Source organism: Romboutsia weinsteinii (assembly GCF_002250835.2).
GTDB classification, from domain to species: Bacteria; Bacillota; Clostridia; order Peptostreptococcales; family Peptostreptococcaceae; genus Romboutsia_A; species Romboutsia_A weinsteinii.
On the sequence record NZ_NOJY02000039.1, the window covers coordinates 1 to 24,605 of the forward strand.

21 protein-coding genes, 1 other RNA gene and 1 pseudogene are annotated in these 24,605 nt (G+C 29.9%); 1 reads left to right on the top strand and 22 read right to left on the bottom strand.

Annotation, left to right across the window (positions count from 1 at the left end; genetic code table 11):
* From CHL78_RS15440 to CHL78_RS15495, 12 genes are all read right to left on the bottom strand, one after another.
* Positions 1-602: family 4 glycosyl hydrolase (locus CHL78_RS15440; RefSeq protein WP_456300083.1), on the bottom strand; the 602-nt coding region annotated here is incomplete at its 3' end.
* Positions 603-650: 48 nt separating this feature from the next.
* Positions 651-2,204, bottom strand: coding sequence for a PTS transporter subunit EIIC (locus CHL78_RS15445; protein WP_243446462.1), 1,554 nt, complete (start codon positions 2,202-2,204; stop codon positions 651-653).
* A gap of 122 nt (positions 2,205-2,326) precedes the next feature.
* Positions 2,327-3,142, bottom strand: a complete 816-nt coding sequence (locus CHL78_RS15450) for a PRD domain-containing protein (protein WP_094369745.1) — start codon at positions 3,140-3,142, stop codon at positions 2,327-2,329.
* A 20-nt stretch (positions 3,143-3,162) separates the two neighbouring features.
* Complete coding sequence (locus CHL78_RS15455; RefSeq protein ID WP_094369744.1) at positions 3,163-3,645, bottom strand: PTS sugar transporter subunit IIA; 483 nt, start codon at positions 3,643-3,645, stop codon at positions 3,163-3,165.
* 196 nt (positions 3,646-3,841) lie between these two features.
* The gene (locus tag CHL78_RS15460) at positions 3,842-4,987 is read right to left on the bottom strand and encodes an agmatine deiminase family protein (RefSeq protein ID WP_094369743.1); all 1,146 of its coding nucleotides are present in this window, start codon (positions 4,985-4,987) and stop codon (positions 3,842-3,844) included.
* 59 nt (positions 4,988-5,046) lie between these two features.
* Positions 5,047-5,847, bottom strand: coding sequence for a MerR family transcriptional regulator (locus CHL78_RS15465; protein ID WP_094369742.1), 801 nt, complete (start codon positions 5,845-5,847; stop codon positions 5,047-5,049).
* Positions 5,848-6,270: 423 nt separating this feature from the next.
* Positions 6,271-6,622: a transfer-messenger RNA gene (gene ssrA / locus CHL78_RS15470) on the bottom strand.
* A 226-nt stretch (positions 6,623-6,848) separates the two neighbouring features.
* The gene (gene smpB / locus CHL78_RS15475; protein ID WP_094369741.1) at positions 6,849-7,304 is read right to left on the bottom strand and encodes an SsrA-binding protein SmpB; all 456 of its coding nucleotides are present in this window, start codon (positions 7,302-7,304) and stop codon (positions 6,849-6,851) included.
* 190 nt (positions 7,305-7,494) lie between these two features.
* Positions 7,495-9,663, bottom strand: a complete 2,169-nt coding sequence (rnr, locus tag CHL78_RS15480) for a ribonuclease R (RefSeq protein WP_094369740.1) — start codon at positions 9,661-9,663, stop codon at positions 7,495-7,497.
* 293 nt (positions 9,664-9,956) lie between these two features.
* Entirely contained in the window at positions 9,957-10,907 is a 951-nt protein-coding gene (locus CHL78_RS15485) for a DUF4097 family beta strand repeat-containing protein (RefSeq protein WP_094369739.1), read from the bottom strand.
* Positions 10,908-10,910: 3 nt separating this feature from the next.
* Positions 10,911-11,558, bottom strand: a complete 648-nt coding sequence (locus CHL78_RS15490; RefSeq protein WP_094369738.1) for a permease prefix domain 1-containing protein — start codon at positions 11,556-11,558, stop codon at positions 10,911-10,913.
* Between the two features lie 18 nt (positions 11,559-11,576).
* The gene (locus tag CHL78_RS15495) at positions 11,577-11,897 is read right to left on the bottom strand and encodes a PadR family transcriptional regulator (RefSeq protein ID WP_094369737.1); all 321 of its coding nucleotides are present in this window, start codon (positions 11,895-11,897) and stop codon (positions 11,577-11,579) included.
* A gap of 367 nt (positions 11,898-12,264) precedes the next feature.
* Here CHL78_RS15495 and CHL78_RS15500 point away from each other — a divergent pair, with 367 nt between their 5' ends.
* Entirely contained in the window at positions 12,265-13,203 is a 939-nt protein-coding gene (locus CHL78_RS15500; protein WP_094369736.1) for an AEC family transporter, read from the top strand.
* A gap of 126 nt (positions 13,204-13,329) precedes the next feature.
* On the opposite strand, the gene secG is transcribed toward CHL78_RS15500, so the two are convergent.
* The 10 genes and pseudogenes from secG to CHL78_RS15550 all read right to left on the bottom strand — a co-directional run.
* Positions 13,330-13,551, bottom strand: a complete 222-nt coding sequence (gene secG, locus CHL78_RS15505) for a preprotein translocase subunit SecG (RefSeq protein ID WP_094369735.1) — start codon at positions 13,549-13,551, stop codon at positions 13,330-13,332.
* A 94-nt stretch (positions 13,552-13,645) separates the two neighbouring features.
* Complete coding sequence (locus tag CHL78_RS15510; RefSeq protein ID WP_094369734.1) at positions 13,646-16,006, bottom strand: sensor histidine kinase; 2,361 nt, start codon at positions 16,004-16,006, stop codon at positions 13,646-13,648.
* 267 nt (positions 16,007-16,273) lie between these two features.
* Positions 16,274-17,695: pseudogene (gene pyk, locus CHL78_RS15515) on the bottom strand (pyruvate kinase); the annotation flags it as partial.
* 46 nt (positions 17,696-17,741) lie between these two features.
* Positions 17,742-19,004 (bottom strand): GntP family permease, encoded by a 1,263-nt coding sequence (locus CHL78_RS15520; RefSeq protein WP_094369732.1) that lies wholly within the window; start codon positions 19,002-19,004, stop codon positions 17,742-17,744.
* Positions 19,005-19,023: 19 nt separating this feature from the next.
* Positions 19,024-20,163, bottom strand: a complete 1,140-nt coding sequence (locus tag CHL78_RS15525) for a glycerate kinase family protein (RefSeq protein ID WP_094369731.1) — start codon at positions 20,161-20,163, stop codon at positions 19,024-19,026.
* Positions 20,164-20,361: 198 nt separating this feature from the next.
* Positions 20,362-21,456: a CdaR family transcriptional regulator gene (locus tag CHL78_RS15530; RefSeq protein WP_094369730.1), complete on the bottom strand. Its 1,095-nt coding sequence runs from the start codon at positions 21,454-21,456 to the stop codon at positions 20,362-20,364.
* Positions 21,457-21,567: 111 nt separating this feature from the next.
* Complete coding sequence (locus CHL78_RS15535; protein WP_094369729.1) at positions 21,568-21,885, bottom strand: PTS lactose/cellobiose transporter subunit IIA; 318 nt, start codon at positions 21,883-21,885, stop codon at positions 21,568-21,570.
* Between the two features lie 10 nt (positions 21,886-21,895).
* Complete coding sequence (gene chbG / locus CHL78_RS15540) at positions 21,896-22,627, bottom strand: chitin disaccharide deacetylase (RefSeq protein ID WP_094369728.1); 732 nt, start codon at positions 22,625-22,627, stop codon at positions 21,896-21,898.
* A gap of 15 nt (positions 22,628-22,642) precedes the next feature.
* Positions 22,643-23,950, bottom strand: a complete 1,308-nt coding sequence (locus CHL78_RS15545) for a 6-phospho-beta-glucosidase (protein ID WP_094369727.1) — start codon at positions 23,948-23,950, stop codon at positions 22,643-22,645.
* A gap of 35 nt (positions 23,951-23,985) precedes the next feature.
* Positions 23,986-24,605: PTS transporter subunit EIIC (locus tag CHL78_RS15550; protein ID WP_147295833.1), on the bottom strand; the 620-nt coding region annotated here is incomplete at its 5' end.

Here is a 24,605-nt window from a genome sequence, read left to right on the forward strand (position 1 = left end):
CCAAAGTGATTTAAACCAAAGTAGTCATAACGTATATTATGAACATCTTTTATATTCAGTGATTCAGCTATAATATCTATGATAGCTATTGGCATATCACATATATTTATAATTCTTGCATTTGGTCTTAATTTACGGCAAGCTTCTGAAACAATTGCAGCTGGATTAGAGTAGTTTAATATCCAGTGATCTTTCTTAGCATATTTTTCTACATCATCTATAAGTTTTATCATTGGGTTAATTGTACGAAGTCCATATGCCATACCTCCACAACCGCAAGTTTCTTGACCTACACATCCATATTTTAATGGTATTTTTTCATCTTGCTCACGCATTTCGTACTTCCCAACACGCATTTGTGCAAATATAAATGTAGCATCTGTATAAGCTTCTTCTACATCATTTGTTACAGTTAATTTAACATCTGTTTTAACATCTTCTCTTAATATCCATTCAACAACAACAGCTACCTTATCTTGACGCTCTTTATCAATATCGAATAAACGAATTTCATCTAATTCTAACTCTTTTGCTCTTTGTGCTATTGACTTAACAATACCTGGGGTAAATGTGCTTCCTCCACCAACAACAGTAATAATCATAATATATTCTCCTTCTCTGTTATATTTATATCTTAATAAAATTTATATTTAGCATATCTCTAGATAATCTTCTACTTCACGTCTAACATCTGGTACATGAAGTCCAAAGATTATTTGTATATCTTTTCCTTTTCTCACAATACCACTATTTGGTGTACAATTAATTATATCTTCATTAATCTTACTTTCATCTTTTACATTAACACGTAATCTAGTAATACAATTTTCTACTGTGTTAATATTTTCTTTTCCACCTAATCCATTAACTATATTTTCTATATCTTTATCTAAATTAATCTTTTGTGTTTGTTCTTTATCTGTAGTAGTATCCTCATCTTCACGACCTGGTGTTTTGTAGTTAAATTTCTTAATTAAGAAACTAAATACTACGAAGTATACAATAATTTGTACAATGCCTAATATCATCATAACTGGCCAATGTGTTTTTTCTACACCTACTGTGGTGTTCATTATAATTGATACTAATAGATTTCCTCCACAGAATGCTGTAACATCAAATATTTTTAATAAAGCTATAAATATCCCAGCTATAGCTGAGTGTACAACGAATAATAATGGTGCACAGAATACGAACATGAAGTCTAACGGTTCTGTTACAGATGCTAATGCTGCTGTAACTATTAATGGAATAATAGCTGCTTTAACTTTTTTCTTATTATGCTTATGTGCAGTATGAATAAGTGCAGCCCCTATACCTATATAACCAAACATCTTTGTAAATCCAGTTGCCATGTAGTATATACTATCTGAGAAACGTTCAACTGGTAGATTCATTTCTGTCATAACTATTGCATACGCTCCTGCAACTGTTTCTGAACCTACTTGAAGCACTCCACCTAAATCAGAGAACTGGAATGGTGTATATATTAAATGGTGTAGCCCTGTTGGAACTAATATTCTTTCTAAGAATCCATATAAGAATAAACCAAATGTACCTGTATTCTTAATAACATTTGCAAGAGATGCAATTCCTTGTTGAGCTAAAGGCCATAAAAAGTTCATAACTACACCAAATGAAATAGCTATAAAGAACATACATATAAAACTGAAGTTCGCTCCAGAATATATCTGGAAAGCACCTTTAAATGTTTTTTTGCTTGTAGCGTTAAATACATATCCTGTTATACATCCTAAAATAATACCACCAAATACACTAGTATCTACAACTTGAATCCCTAAAATAGTAGCCTGCCCAGTTCCTACCAACCCAAGCATTTCACTACCTTGAGCCAACTGATCTAGCGAAGTTAACATAGTATTAGAAGTTGTAATATATATGAAGTAACTCATAAACCCTATTAATGCAGCTTTATGTTTTTCTTTTTTTGCTAATGCTGCTGGAATACCTATAGCAAATATAACTGAAAGGTTATTAATAATAGCCATTACACTGTTATAAATTAAGTTTCCAAATATTTGGATTGGCTCCCATTTTAAAAATGGAACTGCTCCTACTAACATATCATTTGTAAGCAATACCCCTATTACCATTAATATACCTGCACTTGATAGATACATTAACGGTTGAACCATTGCTTTAGCAAATGTTTCTAATCCTCCAAATAATTTTTCTCTCACCATTATACCTCCTCCTAAAATTATATAATTTTTATCTTGTTCTAAAAAAAAAGACCCAAAAATGCATATACTATGCTAATTTTCTGGGTCTTGCCTGCATTACCAGTCACAATCCATTTTACTTTTTATAATATTTTTGTTAAGTGTAATAATAAATAAATCTTTTCAGGTTTATCTAACTTATACTTAAATTCTTTTTCAGTATAGTCATTTAACTTTTCTAAATACTCTACATTCTTAGGATGATTATCAATTAAATAGTCATACATTTCAATCAGTTTATCATCCTGATAAGTTTCATTCTTAAATATTCTTTGAGCAAGAAACTTAAGATGAGTCATAAAACGTATTGTATTTAAATTTGATTCATCTAATTCTAGTCCATAGCATTCTTTAACTAAATCAATATTACCTTTTACAAATTTTAAAGTATCATATGCTAAGTTATGATTTGCTTGCAAATTAACAAAATGTAGTGCTATGTACCCTGCTTCATCCTTAGGTAAACGAATATGGCATATTTCATCTATAATATCTAAAGCTTTTGTTCCTAGTTCAAACTCTTTCGAATACATCATCTTTATATCCGAAAGCATTAAGTTAGGTAAAAATATATTTTTTTCTGTTCTCTCTATTGCAAAACTAATATGTTCTATTAAAGATAATATTCCTTTGTTATTAAACTTTCCTTCATTTCCTGGAATAAGACTTATAATTTTTTGCGATGCATCCATGACTTCTGTATTAACATTCTTTAATAGTTCTAAGAATTTTGTTTGCATATGGTTTTGAACATAATAAATTTTTTCTATTTTATCTTTATTAACTTCATCCCCTGGACGTTTGTTAAAACCTATACCAAGTCCTAGTAAAATAGCATCTTTCCCATCATCAGTTACTGTAGACAGTGCATTATTATTAAAAATTTTTGTTGCTATCATATAAAATTACATCCTTCCTATTATTTCATAATTTCAATAACAGTATCTTGTCCAGCAACAATATCATTCTCTATCATGCAACTTACATTTGAGAATTCAGTATGATTTAGTACAATCATTACTGTTGTACAATCAATTCCTTGAGAAGCTATTTTTTCTCTTTCAAAACATATTATTGGATCACCTTTTTTAACAACAGTTCCTTGAGATACTTCATTTTTAAATCCATCACCTTTTAAATTAACTGTATCAATTCCTATATGAACTAATATTTCAACTCCATTATCTGAAACCATACCAAAAGCATGCTTAGTTTCAGTAAGTACAGTTATCTTACCATCGCAAGGAGCTACGATAACATTGCTACTAGGAATAATTGCTACTCCATCACCCATTATTTTTTTTGAAAACACTGAATCGTTCACTTTCTCAATATTAATACTGTTACCACTAACTACCGCATGTAACCTATAACTTTTATCTTTTTTGAAAAAATTTAACACCTTATTTCCTCCCTATTAAATAAAAGGATTTCCTTTTCCATGCAAAAAGGCACAAATCCTCAGAATAAATATCCAAGAACTCATGCCTAATTTAATAGTTACACGTTTCAAATTATAAATTTATTATAAAACGTTTTCAAGGATATTGCAATACTTATCTAATATAAATTTAAATACAATATAAACTATAATCTAATTAATATTTATTTTTAGCTAATTCTACAGGCTGTTGTTGAGTTACACAGTGAATCATCCCACCGTCTTTATATAATTCTCTTATATCTATTCCAACAACTTCTCTATCAGGATATAACTCTTGTATAATCTCATTTGCAATTTTGTCATTAGAATCATTATAATTTGGAACTAATATAACTTCATTACCTATATAGAAGTTCATATATGAACCTTGATATCCTAAGTTCTTTCCATTTTTTAATTTAACATTGTTTCTTGTAAGTGGTAGATATACATAGTCATACTTTTCTTCATTTACATTTGTTGAATTCAATAATGTTTTAATATCTTTTCCGCTTAATCCCCAATCTCTTAACCCTTCTTTGTCTAAAGTTATAATTGTTGATTCATCATAAAATTTTGCAAATCCATCAATATGAAAATCTGTTATATCTAAGCCAACTACACCGTCTAACCATATAAATTTTCGGGCACCATAGTATTTCCTTATATAATCTTCTATTTGAGATTGGCTTAAATCTTTATTTCTATTCTTGTTTATTATAGAGCTTTTAGTCGCTAGAAAAGTTCCATTCCCGTCTAGTTCCATAGCTCCACCTTCTAAAACTACTCCATTTAAGCTTATACTTTTAATACCTAAATCATTACTCACTTTGCTAGGTATTTTATCTGATTTCTTATATGGTTCCTTTCTTCCCCAACCATTGAATCCCCAATCTAATATTGCAAGTTCGTCATTTTCATCATAAACAAATATAGGTCCGTTATCTCTTACCCATACATCATCAGTCTCATAAACATAAAAATCTACATAGTTCATATCAATATTTTCTTTTTCTAATAATTTCTCTATCCTATTTTTTTCTATATTATTATAAGCTACTATGTGCACATTTTCACCTTTTGATAAATGTTTAGTCATTGTTACCCATATATCTTCTATCCCATTTTGATAAGCTTTGCCATAGGTATAGCTGTGCGGCCATTGTAACCAAGTTCCTTCATGTTCTTCATCCTCTAGTGGCATATAATAGCTAGACTTATCTTGATTTTCAATAGCTTTTATTTCATATTTATTTGTAAATCCCATCATTATAAATAGTACTGGCAATGATAAACCTAATATAAGTGTTTTTTTATTCATAACAGACCTCCCTTATTCTTATAAATTCAGTATAAAGGTTATCATTATGTTAAGGTCAACTATATTTTTGAAACTTTTACAGATACTTCCGTTATAAATTCATAACTATATGAAGTAAAAGAAGAGTCTACAAAATATTTTTCCATAAAGTTTCCCTTAATTTCATAGTTATTATTTTTAGACCATTTGTATAAAGAACTGTATGCATCACTTAATCTTTCATAAGGCCCATAATGAGTTGTGCTAATGTAAGTATTTCTTTCAACTATCTTAGTATCAAAACCATCTATTTCTTTATGGCTTACAATAGGTTGATAATATTCTATTTCACATATATTTTCATCTAAATTTTCATTCTCACAGAACATCACATAATAAGCTCCTAGTTTAGTAACCTTATTCTTTGAGATTATACTATATGAAGATTCTATAAATTGTTCTATCTCTTCACAATCGATAGTAGCTCCTTTACATAAAGCTTTAACTGATTTGTTTTCACATACGTTAACATCGTAATTATTTATAATTACATTCATCTCTTTCATTTTATTTTTTTCTTCTAATTCTGAAATTAAACATCCATATTTATTTATATTCTTCTTTAATTCTTCAATCTTATTTATGTATATATCCATACTCTCATATCTATTATTATCTAGTATTTCTTTTATTTCTTCATAAGAAAATTCATATCTTCTTAAGTTTTTTATTTTTGATATTATACTAATATTTTCATCTGTATAATATCTATATCCATTATCACCTATATAGCTAGGTTTTAATATATTTTCTTTATCATAATACCTAAGCATACGAGTTGATATTTTAGCTATATTTGAAACTTCTCCTATTTTATACATACAACACCTCTTTTGTTTACTTTATTAATATTTTATAATATCTAGATTAAAAATACTCTTCACAAAAAAATGGAACAATAAGAGTAAAATATTTCCCCCATCACCTTTGAATGTTTTGATTAAATATAAATTACTTTTTACAATAATCTTTTAATATCGCTCTATATATTGTCTTAAGTCCAATTCTCATAGATTTATCATCTTGGTAATCCGGTCATAGCCTACTGACTATTTGCTCTGCTAATTAACTTTCATTTAAATTATTTTCTATAATACTCAATTAGTTTTGTGATTATTATAACTGTAACATTAAGATAAACTTATGAGCTACTTTTTAATTATTTTAGGTGTCACACTTAATATGATAATTTATCAAATAAAAAACACATTGATAATTTATCAATGTGTTTTCTTGGATTTAAATGGTGGAGACGAGGGGAGTCGAACCCCTGTCCGCAAGTCTTTTCCCTGTTGCATCTACGTGTGTAGCCAACTGTTTTAGCATCTCGTCTCACATAGCGCCCAGCGGCATGCTCTATGATCGACCAGTCCCAATTAATCCGCTTTTAGTCGAGACGCCCTAAAAGTAGTTCCCTGCATAAATGACGATCAGGCCTAGCCGGCAGGAGGGCTTAGGCGGATCGAGCAGTCAATTAAGCTGCTAAAGCGTAATTATCGTTTGCGTTTGTTTTAAGTTCCCCAGTTTTTACGTGACCCAGAGTAACACGACACGCAGCCCCAAGTTCCAAACCCACGTCGAAACCTTTACGCCCCCGTGGTAGTTTAAAGTCTTAGAGACTATCTTGAATATCGCAAACTTTTTTGTTTTCACCATCAATATTTAGTTTTAATGTATTTATAATATACTACTTTTGTAATTAAAAATCAATGTAAGTATATAGATTTTTAAGAATTATTTACCTAGACATCTATTTAAATACAATTTCATATAATTATTAGCTTTTATCAGTTGAATTACTGATTTATTAATTGTTATAACCTTAGTATTTACCAGTCATCTCTCTTTCAATACGTCTTTGAGCATCTTTTTTAGCTAAGTCTTGACGCTTATCGTATAACTTCTTACCTTTTGCTAGAGCAAGCTCTACTTTTACCTTACCATTTTTTAAATAAACACTAAGTGGTACTAGCGAATATCCTTTTATAGTAGTAAGTCCAATAAGTTTTCTTATCTCATGCTTATGAAGTAGTAACTTTCTAGGTCTTAGGGCATCCACATTGAATCTATTTCCTTGCTCGTATGGACTTATATGAACTTGTTTTAAAAATACTTCGCTATTGTCTACAGATGCAAATCCATCACTTAAGTTTAACTTACCTTGTCTAATTGATTTTACTTCTGTTCCTTTTAGCTCTATACCACATTCATAAGTTTCTTCTATAAAGTACTCATGTCTTGCTTTTTTGTTTGTAGCTAACATTTTCTTACCTACCATAATCCAAGTTCACCTTCTCACCTAAAAATTTCTTACTTCAAATCTTATATGTTATTAATAGTAAAAATATACCATAACTTACCCGATTAGTCAACCTATGGTCAGTGTATCACTTATTGTTATCAATAATTTTTTAAATATTAGAGGAGTAATTAGCTCCTCTAATATTGTTCAATTTATATATATAATCCTACTCTTCTGTAGATTGATTTTGTGTATCATTTTCTTCTATTTTACCAAGTAATTGGAAGTCTATCTCTCTAAAGTCAACATTTACACCAGCAACCTTTATTCTTACAGGGTCACCTATTTTATATGCTTTCTTAGTTCTTTCTCCCATTATAGTATATGTCATTTCGTCATAGATATAATAATCATCATTCATATCTGCAAGTCTACTTAGACCTTCAACAGTATTGTCTAACTCTATAAACATACCAAATGAAGTTACACTAGATACAATACCATCATATTCTTCACCAATTTTATCTAACATATACATACACTTGTAGAAGTCATGTACATCTCTTTCAGCAAGCTCTGCTGCTCTCTCTCTTTCAGATGATTGAGTAGCTGCATAATCAACTATTACCTTAAGCTTTTCTAATCTCTTAGGATTAATTTTGTTGTTTAGTTGCTCTTTTATGATTCTATGAATCTGTAGGTCAGGGTATCTTCTTATTGGAGAAGTAAAGTGACTGTAGTACTTAGCTGCAAGACCAAAGTGACCTGTACAATCTGGTGAATATCTTGCTTGCTTTAATGAACGAAGCATGATTGTACTTATAGCTTCTTCTTCTCTCTTACCTTTTATCTGAGCTATTATTGCTTGTAATGCCTTTGGATGAACTTCTTCTGTATCACCCTTTATAGCATATCCAAATGTAGATACGAACTTACCTAGTGTCTCCATCTTCTCAGGAGAAGGAGTCTCATGTATTCTATATAAGAATGGTAATCCTAACCAGAAGTAATGTTCAGCTATAGTTTCATTACTTATAAGCATAAATTCTTCTATCATCTTATTAGATATTCTTCTCTCGTAGTGTTTAATATCTACTACTTCACCTTCTGCATTTAAGATTATCTTTGCTTCAGGGAAATCAAAATCTAATGCCCCTCTTCTATTTCTTCTTTCCATAAGTATTCTAGCTAATTTCTCAGCATCGTGGAATTCTTGTACTAGGTTAGAGAAAGTAGATTTAAGCTTTTCATCGTCTTTTTCTAGTATGTCAGATACTTCTGTATAAGTCATTCTAGCTTTTGAATTTATTATTGTTTCTTTTATATCATATTTTACTACCTTACCTTTGTGGTCTATTTCCATAAATACTGATAACGTAAGTTTATCTTCAAATGGATTTAAACTACACACTCCGTTAGAAAGTGTCTTAGGTAGCATAGGTATTACCTTATCAACTAAGTAAACAGAAGTAGCTCTTTTTAAAGCTTCCTTGTCTAACTTACTTTTTTCTTTTACATAGTGAGTAACGTCCGCTATATGTACTCCTAAGTAGAAGTTACCATTTTCTAATATTTCTATTGATACGGCATCATCTAAGTCTTTTGCATCTTCACCATCTATAGTAAATGTTTTTAGATCTCTTATATCATATCTTCTTTCTATTTCTTCTTCTGGTATAGGTACAGCTACAAACTCAGCTTCATCTAGTACCTTCTTAGGGAATTCTTCAGGTAGACCATGTTCTCTTATTATAGATTCTATCTCTACTCCTCTTTCTCCCTTTTGACCTAGTACTTCTACTACTTTACCTTCTGGCTTTCTATCTTCTTGTGGCCATACAGTTATTTCGCATACTACCTTGTCATTATCTTTTGCCCCAGAGAAAAATCTCTTTGGAACGTATATATCTTTGTTGAATTTTTTATTATCTGGAACAACGAATCCAAAGTTTTTGTTACTAAGTTGGAAAGTACCTATTATCTTAGTCACTTCTCTTTGAATAACTTTAATTATCTTTCCTTCTGCTCTTCTTTCATCAGTTGCTGCTGTCACTATCTCCGCCATAACTCTATCATTATGCATAGCTCCATTTATCTCACTAGCTGGTATGAATAAATCTTGTGTGTATTCTACATCCGATTCAACAAACCCAAATCCTTTTCTATGAGATACAAACTTACCTACGAAGTATCCCATTTGATTTGGTGATATTATTTTTCCTTTTTTAGTTGTGCATATATATCCATCTTCTTCTAATTCATCTAAAAAATTATAGAACATCGGCATCTCTGATGCATGTATATCAAATATGATTGCCAATTCTTCTTTTTTTAGAGGATTGTATGCACTTTCATTTATCAATCCTATTAAGTTCTCTTTAAGTCCTGGTAACATTGATAAGCCTCCTACTATTGTATTTTCTGTCTTATATTAAAATCATTTATATTACATATTATGAATCTTCTTTGATTTATATAATTGATATTAATTTTGTATAATTATATTTATTATTTCCAATTTCTTTATTATACACTATTAGCATAGTTTGGTAAATTTACTTATATATGTAAGTGTTGACTATTAGCCATTTTCTTATAACTTAACATATTTACAGCAAAAAAATACTACTTTAAAATAAATTTTACATATGGCTTCTGTAAAACATTTATTTTAAAGTAGTCATTATTTTATTTTTTACTAATATCGATATCCCCTATATTAGCTTTTATTTTCATAGTACTTGATCCATTTTCTCCTACAGATGCCATTACCTCTTTCCCATTCTTCTTTGATGTAGTAATTGGAAAATCTGAATCTAAATCTCCTACACTACACTTAGCATCTAGTTCAAAACTAAGTCCATCAGCTACTCTTACTTCTACATCTCCCACTTTTGAATCAATATTTATATTTCCATCTATTCTATCTATCCCACAATTGATATCTCCAGTTGAAGCTTTTATAGTACCTTTTCCGCTAAGTCCAGTACAATCGATATCTCCTACTGATGATTTAATATCATATTGTTTTGTATTTATTATTGATGCTTCAATATTTCCTGTACTTGATTTTGCAGAGAAATTATTGCAACTTATATCTCCCTCAATACTTAAGTCACCAACATCTAGAGAAATGCTAAATTGATCTAAGTTTAAATTTGACAACACGTCGATATCCCCTACATTATTATCTACATATAAGTTTGCTTTATAAGTTTCAGGTATATAAATATCTAGTCTTCTTGTTTTGTTTCTACCAAATGATAATCCACTTAATATATCATGATTTCTATAAATTTTTACATCCTTGCTTTCTTCTGATATTTTTAATTTCTCTTTTTCACTTAGTTTATAATTGCTACTTTCAACTATTTTCATATCTTTTTCTTCAGTAGTTCTTATAACTACATAATCCACGGTTAAGTCTACTCTAATATCCTTTAAATTATCCGTTTTAATAGTCCACTCATTAATTTTGTTTAAGTTTTTACTAGAGTTACCAATGCCACCGATTTGAATAACATTGAAAATACCATAATCATCATGTCTTGATGATAATCCTCCCACAAATAAACTAATAAGTACTACAGTTACCACTGACCATATTGCCAGTCTAAACTTAGCATTTTTTCTTCCCATAACTTATTTATCCCCTTTCAAGTCATAGTATGCCTTAATTATTTGTTCTATAGCTCCACCAATTACAAATATTATCCATGAGGTTCCCCAGTTTCCAAACATAAAGCTAACTAAGAAATATATTACTGTTATTATTGTCCACATAGCTGATGTAACTGATTTTCTAGCTCTATAATTTTGGTCATTAGCTGATTTCCACTCTTTAAATTCTTCTACCATAGTATCATCCATCTTTTGATATTGAGGTCTTGATACTCCATTGTAAATTAAAAGACCTGTGGCTGCTGCAATAAGTAAGAACATAACTGTTATACCTATTCGTTCTCCACCAGCTCCAAATGACTCAAATAATATCACCGGTACAGGACATATTATATACATCATGACTGCTATGGCTGTAATCTTAGCTGATCTTTTTCTTTGTACTTCATCATCTTGCTTCATAAAGTCATAACTAATAAGCTCTTCTACATCCCCTATATTAGATATAGCTTTATTATAAGCTTCATTTTCATCCATACCTGACTCTAGCAAGTCATAATATTTATCATTTACATTTGATGTTATTTCTTCTTTAAGTTCATAGTTTTTCTTCGTTTTTGGTGCATTTTCAAATAAATTACTTACATATTTTTCTATCTTGTGATTCATTTTACCCTCTCCTATCCCTTATATTAGGCTATCTATTAATTTTTTTGCTTGTTCCCAATCTACCTTATTTTTTTCATATGTACTTTTCCCTAAGGGAGTTATTGAGTAGTATCTTCTTCTTGCTCCTTTGTTTTCGTTTCCCCAATATGATGTAATCATCCCACCATCTTCAAGCCTTCTAAATGCTGAGTATAGTGTTGCTTCTTTTAATTCATACTCATTGTTTGTCTTCTCTTTTATATTCTTATTAATCTCATAACCATAAGTATCACCTTTAATTAAGCTTGATAATATGATAGTTTCTGTATGGCCTCTTATTAAATCTGAAGTAATTGACACATTACTTCACCTCCTACTCTGTACGATTGTCTAATTGGTTTATATTGTTTTTCTATATTATACTTACATTGTAATTTTTTATACCTCGCCTGTCAAGGTATCTTTTTCTATATAGTATATAAAATTTTATAATCATATGTTACAACTTATTAGTATTTTCTTAATCATAAACACCAAAAGAACATACTATTTTTCAATAATCCTCTGTGGTTGTTTGATTTTTCACATTTTTTTACTTATACTTATTAAGAATCATTTAATAGTTTTATCAATAATCAAGTCTTAAAGGGGGTAATATCATGAAATTAAACAGTATTAGAAAAATAAACTTTATAAAAAAATATATTATAGGTGGGTCTAAGTAACTATGGAAAATCTTATCTTATCATTCAATGTTGTTCTTCCTTTGTTTTTAACAATGGCTCTGGGATATGTTCTTAAATACATAGGTATGTTTGATGAACGAACTTTAGATTCTATGAATAACGTAGCGTTCAAATCATTTTTACCGATATTATTGTTTTATAACATCTATAAGACTGATATAAAAGGTGTCTTTAATCCTAAGTTAATGACATTTGCTGCAATTTCTGTAATAACTCTTTTTATATCGCTTTATATTGTTGTACCTTTTATCGAAAAAAATAATAAAAAACGCGGAGTACTTGTACAAGGAATATTCCGTAGTAACTTCGTAATCTTTGGTATACCAGTTACTGCATCATTATTTGGAGAAGATCAGGTTGGAGTTGCTTCGCTGCTTATCGCAATTGTTGTTCCTTTATTTAATATATTATCTGTATTTGCACTTGAGGCATTTAGAGGTGGTAAACCTGACTATAAAAAAATATTAAAAGGTGTAATTAAAAACCCTTTGATAATAGCTTCTTGCGTAGGTATAGTTACTATTCTTCTTGGTATAAAGCTACCTACAGCTATTGAAAATACAGTTAGTGATATTTCAAAAATTGCTACTCCACTATCACTTATACTTTTAGGTGGATCTTTCAAATTTAATGAAATAAAGAAACACCTAAAACAAACTACTATAGGTGTTATTGGTAAGATTATAGTAATACCTTGTATATTTATACCTATATGTATATTAGCAGGATATAGAAATGTAGAACTTGCAACTCTTATGGTAATATTTGCAGCACCTACTGCAGTATCATCATTTACTATGGCTCAGCAAATGAATGCTGATTATGAGCTTGCAGGTCAAATAGTAGTATTCACTTCTGCTTTTTGTGTGCTTACAGTATTTTTATGGATATTTATTTTAAAACAATTTAATCTAATATAAACCAAAAGAGGTCATCTCACTTTAGAAATTGCTCTCTATAGTTAGATGACCTCTTTTTTAAAAACTAAATTTAATTTTTAAATATCTTCTAAAATAACTTATATTAAATAATGGCCTATTATTTAATTACTTCATTAAAAGTAATGCTAATGCATTTAAGAAGAATAAAACTGCTGCTATCTTTGTAACTCTTCCAAGGAAAGCTTCTTTTCCTTTTGGCTTAAAGTAGCTTTGGTTACCTTCTCCACCATATTGTGAAGGCACAGCACTCTTACTATCTTGCCCCATTACACTAACTATTAATATAACAGCTAGTACAATTTGTACACCCATTAAAACTGTACTCATGGCTAATCCTCCTACATTTATAATCATTTTATATCACATTTCAGTTTATCATAACAAACTACTTAATTCAAGATATAGCCCTTAAATACTATACCTATAGAGCATCACAAATATCAGACAATTCTAGCCTGATTCTATTACTATCTATATTATAGACAGTTTCTTCATGATTCATATCTATAATGTCTAATGCTTCATTTGGAATCCATATTGTAAACTTACTTCCTTTATTATCGTAACTTTCTAATTCTATCTTCCCATCATGCAAATCAATTAAAGACTTAACTATACTAAGTCCCATACCGCTACCTTCATTTTTTCTATGTGATGGCTTATCTACTTGTACAAATTTTTCGAATATAGATTTTTGCATGTTTTCAGGTATTCCTATTCCATCATCACGTACAATAATTCTTACCCATTCTTTATTTACTTCTATATTTATATCTATATTTCCCCCTACATCTGTAAACTTAATTGCATTGGATAATAGATTAAGCATTATTCTTTCTATACTTTCAGCATCAAACTTTATATAACTTTCTTCTTCTTCCGTGTCAAATATTATATTTATATTTTTCTCATTAGCAAAAGGTATAACCGATAGGGTAATGTTTTCCACAATGTTTATTATATCCCGATTTTCAAACTTTGGTTCTATAAATCCAGATTCAAGCTTAGTAATATCAATTAAGTTATTAATTAACCTAAACATACGATAGAAATTCACTTTTAATCCATTATTATACTGTTTATAAAACGCTTTAAAATCATGTTCATCAACTTCGCTTCTCTTATCTAAAAGTTGTATTATTGAATAGAAAATATTTAATGGAGTCTTAAGCTCATGTGATAAGCTTGCAAAAAACTCATTTTTTGTTTGTTGGTGATATAACATTTCGTCGTACTTTACTCTTAAGTTCTCTAATGCTTCTGTATATTCTGTATCCCTTGCTATACATATATAACCATCTATTTCTCCATTTTTATTATAAATTGTAGATTTAATACTCTCTAGTTTTATTTTTTCTCCACTTTTATTTATTACATTATAAAGACTTATGACCTCATTTCTAGTTCTTAATTCTTCTGTAACTATATGCTCTCTACTAGTATCTGTATAAATGCTTTGACCTATAATTTCATCTTCTGAATATTCCATTCTATCTACAACTGCTTTATTTACATATGTAACAATACCATTTCTATCTGACATAGTTATTAATTCACTTGTATTATCCATTAAGAGCCTTAACTTATGTTCATTGTCTTCTATTTTTCTATGAAGCTTATATTTTTCTGTATCATCTCTTAAAGATACCTTATATATTTTTTTATTATAACTTGTATATGATTGTTGAATAGCACAATAAGTTATTTCATCAGAGTTTGGGATATTAAGAATCCCTTCCCAGCAACCACTTCTGTCTAAGCATTTACATATATTCTCCTTCTCTTCCTTACAGGCATGTTTAGATAATTTATTTAATACATTTATTATTTCTTCTTTAGTAGTATTATTTCCATAAACATTTCTATACTTATCTCTTATTAGATTATTTATATATATAATTTTACTATTCTCATCGCAGATAAGTATTCTATTAAATTGATTGTTTTCTGATATATTGTAAAATATACCAAAATCATCCTTCAGTTTAGTTATTTTTCTCATTTGCTTTGATATATCATAGCATAGGTGAAATGTTAGTATTATGTAGCATATACTTACAATTACAATACCATTTAAATAACTTTTAAAATCGTAACTATTATTTACAATAGCTACTATACTACCAAGACCTCTTAATAGAAAAAGCACATATGCAAAACCTATTATCATATCTGAGTAATCTCTTTTAATAACACTTTTACGCATAAAAATAATAGCTGCAATCAAATATAATATAATACCTATCGCAGTAAATATTATCATCCATCCAGGAGTTTTTATATTTATTAAAATATCTCTATTATTTTCAAATCTATTTAATATTAATGATATTGCCAAGATTAATGTCAAAAATATATTTTTATTATAAAATATAATACTTTTTATTTTTTTTGTCGGTACTATAGTCAATAATACTAGCCCTGACCTAATTATGTAATTACACAATACAAATGTGTCAATTGAGTTAATACCTACAGTTGCCATGTCTATATAAAACATGACTATATCAATGGATATAGACATAAATATCATAGACATTATAAGTATATCTTCTTTCTTTGAAATAGTGTAGTAAAACAAACCCGTAATAGTCGATGCTATCCCCAGTATAGAGTTTAATATTTGAGTAATCATACCCAAGGTATCATGGTTAATTCCTGATGCTGTATTCTTATAATAATTCATACCTATCCACGTAATAATTATAAGTGCTAACGATATTGACATCGTTATCTTAACTTCCGATTTTTCTTTTATATTATTCCTACCTATTATATCCATTAATTATTACCCTCCCAATACATGTCATTAATATATTCTATAATGTCTATACAATACCCTTTTTTTACCATATTATCACATTTTTCATAGTTTTAAGATAATTTTTTAACGTTATTAGTGATTTTGGCATATATGTTTCTTTTTCTATCATCTAATTTAATTAAGGTCTATAAATATAATTAATACTAAATTAAATAAAGATAGCTCTTCGATAATAATCTAAGAGCTATCTTTATTTAATTTATATCAATATTTATATCAATACTAAATAGCATGCACCTTTATTAAGTTTGTAGTTCCGCTTACTCCAGCTGGTACACCTGCTGTTATTACAACTAAGTCTCCTTTATTTAAATGATTCATCTCTTTTACTGATTCTATTGAGTTATTTATTACTTCATCAGTATTTCCCACATGAGATGTTTTAACTGGGTATACACCCCAAATTAAAGCTAATCTTCTCATAACTCCTTCATTTTCTGTTGTAGCTATTATTGGACATTGTGGTCTAAACTTAGATACCATCCTAGCTGTATGACCAGTTGATGTGAAAGTTATTATAGAAGATGCATTTAAATCTATAGCTGTAGTACAAGTTGCATGACTTATAGCATTAGTTACTGTAACTTCAGTGACTTTTCTCTTTTTTAATAAATCGTTATAGTTTAATGTCTCTTCAGTTCTTTTTGCTATAGTTGCCATTGTTTTAACTGCTTCTATTGGATACTTACCTGCAGCAGTTTCACCAGAAAGCATGATAGCATCAGTACCATCATAGATAGCATTTGCAACGTCTGTCACCTCTGCTCTTGTTGGTCTCGGATTTCTCATCATAGAATCAAGCATCTGAGTTGCTGTTATAACTGGCTTTCCTAGTGTGTTACATTTTTTTATCATCATCTTTTGTGCTATTGGTATTTCTTCTGTTGGTATTTCAACTCCTAAATCACCTCTAGCTACCATTATCCCATCAGATACTTTTAATATATCATCTATATTATCTATACCTTCTTGATTTTCTATTTTAGAAATTATCTGTATATGCATAGCATTATTTTTTTCTAAAACCTCTCTAATAGCAAGTACATCTGAAGCTTTTCTTACAAATGATGCTGCTATATAATCTATACCTTGTTCTATACCAAACTCTATGTCACTTATGTCTTTATCTGTAAGTGCAGGTAGGTTTATTTTCACTCTCGGAACATTAACACCCTTATGATTTTTAACTATGCCTGAATTTTCTACTGTACAAACTATTTCTTCTCCATTTGTTTCATCAACTCTTAATCCGACTAAACCATCATCTATTAATATGATGTCTCCAGGTACTACATCTTTTGAAAGACCTTTATAGCTTACTGTACACATTTCCTTAGTACCCATAACATCTTCCATAGTTATAGTAAATTTTTGTCCTTCTTCCAATAATACTTCTGGCTCATTGAAATTACCTGTTCTTATTTCAGGTCCTTTTGTATCTAATAATATTGCTATCGGTTGATTTAAGTTATTTCTTACCTTTTTTACTTTGTCCATTCTTTCCTTATGCTCTTCATGAGAACCATGAGAGAAGTTGAATCTACATACATTTAATCCGTTGTTTACAAGCTCTCTTAATACTTCTTCTTTATCTGTTGCCGGTCCCAGCGTACATACTATTTTAGTTCTTTTCATCTTATTTAACATGTCCTATCCTCCTGAGTCTAACTACATATATATTAGCTTACATTAATTACATTATTATTCCCCACATTATAGTAGATACTATCGTCATAGAAAGACCTACTAAGCACTCATATGGAATTAATTTTAGACGATCTCCTATACTCATATTTGTTGCTCCTGCTGTTGCATGGAAGAATGAACCATGAGGTAAGTGATCTAGTACTGTTGCTCCTGCATGTACCATAGCAGCTCCTGATAATGGTGCTACTCCTGATGCTATTATTGCTGGCGCAAATGTTGCTGATGCTATAGTCGCTCCTGCTGTTGTTGACGCGGTTGCTGCTGACATTAATACACCAGATATTGGTGCTAATAAAAATGCTGGCATGTTCATTGCATCAAGCATTGATATTGTTGTTACTTGCAGTGTTGATGCTTTTATTATACCTGCTACTGTACCTGTTCCTATTAAAAGAATTGCAACCGGCATCATCTTAGAAAGACCAAAAGTTATATATTCATTAAGATGCTTCGCCTTACCCATAACCACTGCTCCAATTATTCCTCCAACTGGTAGTGCTATAAGTGGATCTATTGCTATTCCTGCTATTGGTCTAAGTGCAAGTAAAATTATTGCTACTACAGGACCTACTATTGACGCAAAGAAAGATGGTAGCTCCAATGTTTCATTATTTTCTGTTGCTTCTTCTATTTTTGTTCCCTTAAATTTATTTGCTAACATTTTTGCTAACATTACAGTTACTATAAGTCCAATTATTGCTGGTAATATATTTGCCATCATTAATGATGATAAATCTACACCAAAGTTTTCTGCCGCTGATATAGTATTTGGATTTGGAGATATAATATTCCCTGCTTTTCCTCCACCTATCATAGCTAAAAGTATAACCATCGGTGAGTATCCTAACTTCTTAGCTATTGCAAGCGCTATCGGTGCAACAGTTATTACTGAAACGTCTACAAATACTCCAACCGATGTCAGTATCATAGTTGATAAAGCTAGTGCAAATAAAGCTCTTTTTTCTCCCAATGTTTTTATTATCTGATCTGCAATCTTTGCTGCAGCTCCTGTTTTTATAAGCACTCCTGCTAATACTCCGGATGTTACTATACGAAGTATTGCTGGCATTATTCCTTTTGCTCCATCAATCATTACATCTACTGTTCCTGTAAGTCCAGCTCCACCTACAAGTCCTCCTACTACAGCTCCTAATATTAAGCTATACGCAGGATGTATTTTTTTAATTATTAGTATTATAGCTACCGCAAGTCCTAATAGAGCACCTAACGTTGTTATTTGTACATCCATTTATGTCACCGCCTATTTTTTATTGTAATACCTTTATAAGGTTAAATATTTGAGTTGTTGTTGACATCATATTTTTAGTTGCAGTTTCCTTGTTCATAGCTTCTTCTATTGTCATAGATGAATTTACTATTGAAAAGTATGCATCTATACCTTCTTCATTGCATTTGACTGCATCGTCAGTTGTACATCCTGCTATTGCGATTACCTTAGCTCCATGTTTTTTAGCAAGCTTTGCTACTCCTATTGGTGCTTTTCCCATAGCAGTTTGGTTATCTAATCTACCTTCACCAGTTATTACAAAGTCAGCATCCTTTACTACATCTTCTAATTTTATCTCATCTAATATTATTTTGATTCCAGATTCTAGCTTTGAGTTTAAGAATCCTAAGAATCCAAATCCAAGTCCGCCAGCTGCTCCTGCGCCTTCTACATTAGCGATATCTTTACCTAATTCTCTTTTTACTACTTCTGAGAATTTTATAAGTCCTCTGTCTAGTTCTTCTATTATTTCATCTGTCGCACCTTTTTGGGGTCCATATATATGAGCAGCTCCATTTTTTCCGTACAATGGATTATTTACATCACAAGCAATCTTAAAGTTACATTCATCTAATTCTTTTAGTCTATTTTCAGTATTTATTTTCTCTATTTCATTTAATACTTTTCCACCTAAACCTACTAAGTTGTTATCTTTATCGTAAAACTCATATCCTAAGGCTTGCAGCATACCTATACCACAATCATTTGTAGCACTTCCGCCTATTCCTACTATGAAGTTTCTACATCCCTTATTTATTGCTTCTTTTATTATTTCTCCAACTCCATAAGTTGTTGTATTTAAAGGGTTTCTAAGTTCTTTTGGAACTAATGGAAGCCCAGATGCTTGAGCCATTTCTATTATAGCTGTATTAGTATCTTTTAGTATTCCGTATGTTGCATTTACCTTTTTAATTATCGGTCCTGTTACAGAAATTATTTGTTCTTCTCCATTCATACCTTCTACTAAGGCCTCTACTGTACCTTCACCACCATCTGCTAATGGCATTACTATTATCTCAGCTCTATTATCAACATTTAATATACCTTCTTTTATTGCATTGGCTGCTTCTATTGAAGTCAGACTTCCTTTTAGTGAATCTATTGAAATTACTATTTTCATTGTCATCGCCTCCCTTTGATAATATAATATCAAATATGTTCTGCATAACAAATGTTATACATAACAAACAATTACGTTTTCCCATTTATTATTTTGTTATATGTAACATTGATTTTATATATCAGATTATTTTAATAAAAAATCCATAAATTTAAGTTAATATTCCTCTATATTTATGAATTTTTACACTAAATTAACTTATATAGATAGCTTTATAGTTATAGCTAAATATAATATAACAGACTCACTAAAGTTTCTAGGGTTATATCCACTTTTTTGCGTTATTTTATCTAATCTATATTGTAAAGTATTTTTATGAATGTATAAATCTTCTGCTGTTCTTTTCAATGACATGTTGTTTTTGTAGTAAATCTCTAATAAATTTATTTCGTCTTCATCTAAATCTTTTAAAGTTTTATCTATATATTGTCTCTTAATCTCGCTATCTAAAGCTTCTAATATGATTTCTAAGTTTAAAGAATCAATATAAGTCAAAATACTTCTGTGCTTTTCAGAATATCTCAACGCAATCCTCGCCTCATTATAAGATTTATGGCTTTCATATAATTCTCCTAGCCTACCTACCCCTCCACTTAAGCTTCCTTTATACTTTTTTAAGTTTTCTATGTAGATATTCTTTAGTTTTTCATATTTTTCCTCATTTACTAATGCAATAAATTCATTTGGATAAATATATACTTTAAAGATATTTCCAATAGAATCGAATACCTTGTTTATGTCATATTCTATAGATTCTAGATCTCCATCATTATGATACTTATTAACTTTCATTATAACTGCTGCAAATTTCTCATCTGCAGATATGCCAAATCCTTTTAATATATTTTTTATTTCTTCTTTATCTTCAATATTATTATATATAAGAGATTTGACTACATAGTTTATCCTTTGCTTATCAGCTTCGTATTTGTAGTTTAGCTGTTGCTCCTTTATAAATATTTCCGTTATTTTAGTCACTAAAAATCCATATTTGCTTATTTCTTTTGGTTCACCAGTTATTCCTATTGCCCCTATAGAAGTTTTACTTATTTTAATAGGGTAATTTATACCTTTTCTACTTCCTTTATATTCTTCATTATCCTCAACAACTATATTGTTTAGTGTTTTTATAGCCTTGTATCCAGCTTGATGGAATGTATTTAATCTTTTTATATCTGTACTACCTATTATTATCCCATTTCTATCTATAAAATTTATATCTTTATCCACAACTTCCTTCACTGCATTTACTATCTCTTGAGCTAAATTTGAATTAATTTTTATAATTGCCATGAAATTTTCCTTTTCTTAAAAATTTTTATGTCTTATTTTAAGTCTTATTATAATATTTTATATATAAAAAAGACTACCCCAATAATTTGAGATAGTCTCTATAATCTTTATTTACTTACTTTCTAATCTTTCATATAAATCTATAAACTCTTCAGCTAATTGCTGGAAGTTCATAGCATTCATTAAGTGGTCTTGAGCATGAACCAGTATAACACTCATCTCAGTTTTGTTTCCACTTGCTTCACTTTGTATTAACTCAGTTTGGAATTTATGAGCCTTGTGTATACCTTCTTTTGACTCTGCTATAAGCTCTCTAGCTTTTTCTATATTTCCTTGCTTTGCTTCTCTTATTGCTTCAAAAGCTAAACCTTTTGCATCTCCAGCAAAACCAATTATTCCAAAAGATATTTCTATCATTTTATCGTCCATACTCTACCTCCTACATGTCTCTGTAACTTGATATTTTCATATCATTTTCTTCTAAGAAGTTTTTTACTTCTTTAGATGTAAGTATTTTATATTCCTTAGTTCTATCTATTGCATAAGACGTTGAACCTAATATAAAATCATCTAAGTAAGCTGGGTGAGACATAATATCTACTATCTCGTATTTCTTTATTTCATCCATATAGTTTTTAAAGTAATCTTCACTTACATTATCCTTATAAAAACTATCTATAACTGGAACTATTTTTTTATACTCTATATTGTATTCAAATCCGCCTCTGATAGGTAAATCATATTTCCTTAGGATTCTTTCTATTACTGGCTTCAATTTTTCTAAAGTATGAACATGGTGATGGCTGTCTAGGTGACAGATATCGATTCCACTTTCTTTTACTTTGTCTATTTGAGCACAGAACTCGTTGTAGATTTCATCTAAATCCATATTCTCTAACACATCATCAGTTATTCTCTTAAAGAAGTTTCCATTTTCATCTACTATAGTCTTTAAATTTGATAATACTGGTCTACCACAACTAAGAGTCATGTGTACTCCACAACTTAAAGTCTTATTTTCTTTAAGAAGTTCTATTCCATGGTCTACTCCTGGCATGTTAGCCATCATCGTAGTAGAACTTACGATACCATTTTTATGAGCTGATAAAATTCCGTAGTTTACGGCCTCACAGTATCCAAAATCATCTGCATTGATTATAACTTTAGTCATGATAATACCTACCTTCTAATTAAACTGTGGAAGATACTCTTTATGAGCTTCTAACATTTCATCTAATATTGTTTTTGCTAAATCATCAGATGGTATAAGTGGGTTTATACATAATGCTAAAAGTGCAGAATCGTAATCTCCATACACAGCAGCCTTAGCAGCTAGTAATTCAAATGATTTTATTTGACTAACTAACCCATGTACAGCTTCTGGTAAATAACCTATAGATAATGGTTTTGGACCATTTTTAGTTATTACACTACTTACTTCTACAGCTTGATCATCTCTAAAGTCTCTTATAGAACCATTGTTTAATGTGTTAACAACTTGTATATCTCTCTTGTCATTATATATAGAACTTATTAAGTTACATGCTGCATCACTGTAGTATGCTCCCCCTCTTTTTTCTAATTGAGGTGGCTTTATATCTAAGTTTTCATCTTTATATAATTCAAATAATTGTCCTTCTAATTCTTTAACTACTTCAGCTCTACATTTTCCTTCTGCAAATTCTAATAATTCATCTTCTAGCATTTCCTTAGCCTTATAGTAATATCTATGATACGGACAAGGTATTGCTCCTAAAGATTTTATAAAATCAGAGTTAAAATCTATAGCCTTTATGTTTTGCATTGTTATATCAGCCTTAACAAATCTATCTACTGCCTCTTTTGTAACATCTTTTCCATCTAATGAAACATCAAGACCATAAACCATATGGTTAAGACCTGCAAAATCCACACTTATTCTATCTGGATCTGCATCAAATAATTTAGCAATATCATTTTTTAAATGTATCGGAACATTACATAATCCTATATAGTTTTTGAAGTTAGTATATCTAAATACTGCTTCAGTTATTATACCTGTAGGATTTGTAAAGTTTATTACCCATGCATTTGGACATAATTCTTCAACATCTTTTAATATATCTAATATAACCGGTACTGTACGAAGAGCTTTAAATAGCCCTCCAGCACCGTTAGTTTCTTGACCTATTACTCCGTGAGATAAAGGAATTCTCTCATCCTTTATTCTTGCATCAAGTAAACCGACTCTAAGTTGAGTACTTACAAAATCAGCATCTTTTAAAGCTTCTCTTCTATCTAGAGTAAGATGTATCTCTATATCTAATCCAGCTTTTTTTACCATTCTCTTCGCTAGATTACCTACTATCTCTAATTTTTCTTTTCCTTCTTCTATATCTACAAGCCACAGTTCCTTTACAGGTAGCTCTTTATGTCTTTTTATAAATCCTTCTACTAATTCTGGAGTATAACTAGATCCTCCACCAATTGTAACTATCTTTAATCCTTTTTTCATAATGCTTACCACCCTTAATTCCTGCTTAATAATTATTACATATTAGCATTTTTTTCTCTCTTTGCGTCCATCTTTTCACTAGCTGCAACAAATGGTAAGTATATAATTACTGATATTACCAAGTTAAATGCTGCTAATGCTGCACCACTCCAGTGACCATTTGACATAAACCCACCTATTATTGGAGGTGTTACCCATGGTATTTTAGCCATTATTACTGGTGCTACTAATCCAAAATCTATTGCTAGATAAGATATAGCTGCACATACTACTGGTGCAAGTACAAATGGAATCATAAATATTGGATTTAAAACTATTGGTAAACCAAATATCATTGGCTCACTTATATTAAATAATGATGGTGGTCCACCTAATACTATCATTTCTTTACGTCTTCTACCTGCTATTATTAATGCTATTATTAATCCTAATATCATACCTGATCCACCTAAGTATACGAAACCATCAAGGAATGACCCAGCAAGTACATGGTATCCTTCTGTAGCTCCAGCTTGTGCTAATGCTGCGTTTTCTCCACCTAACTTCATAAGTATCGTTTCTGTAAATGGTAGTGCTATATTTGAACCATGTAAACCAACTGTCCAAAGTATATGAATCATAAATGTTATGAACATTGTAGACCCTAAACTATCTG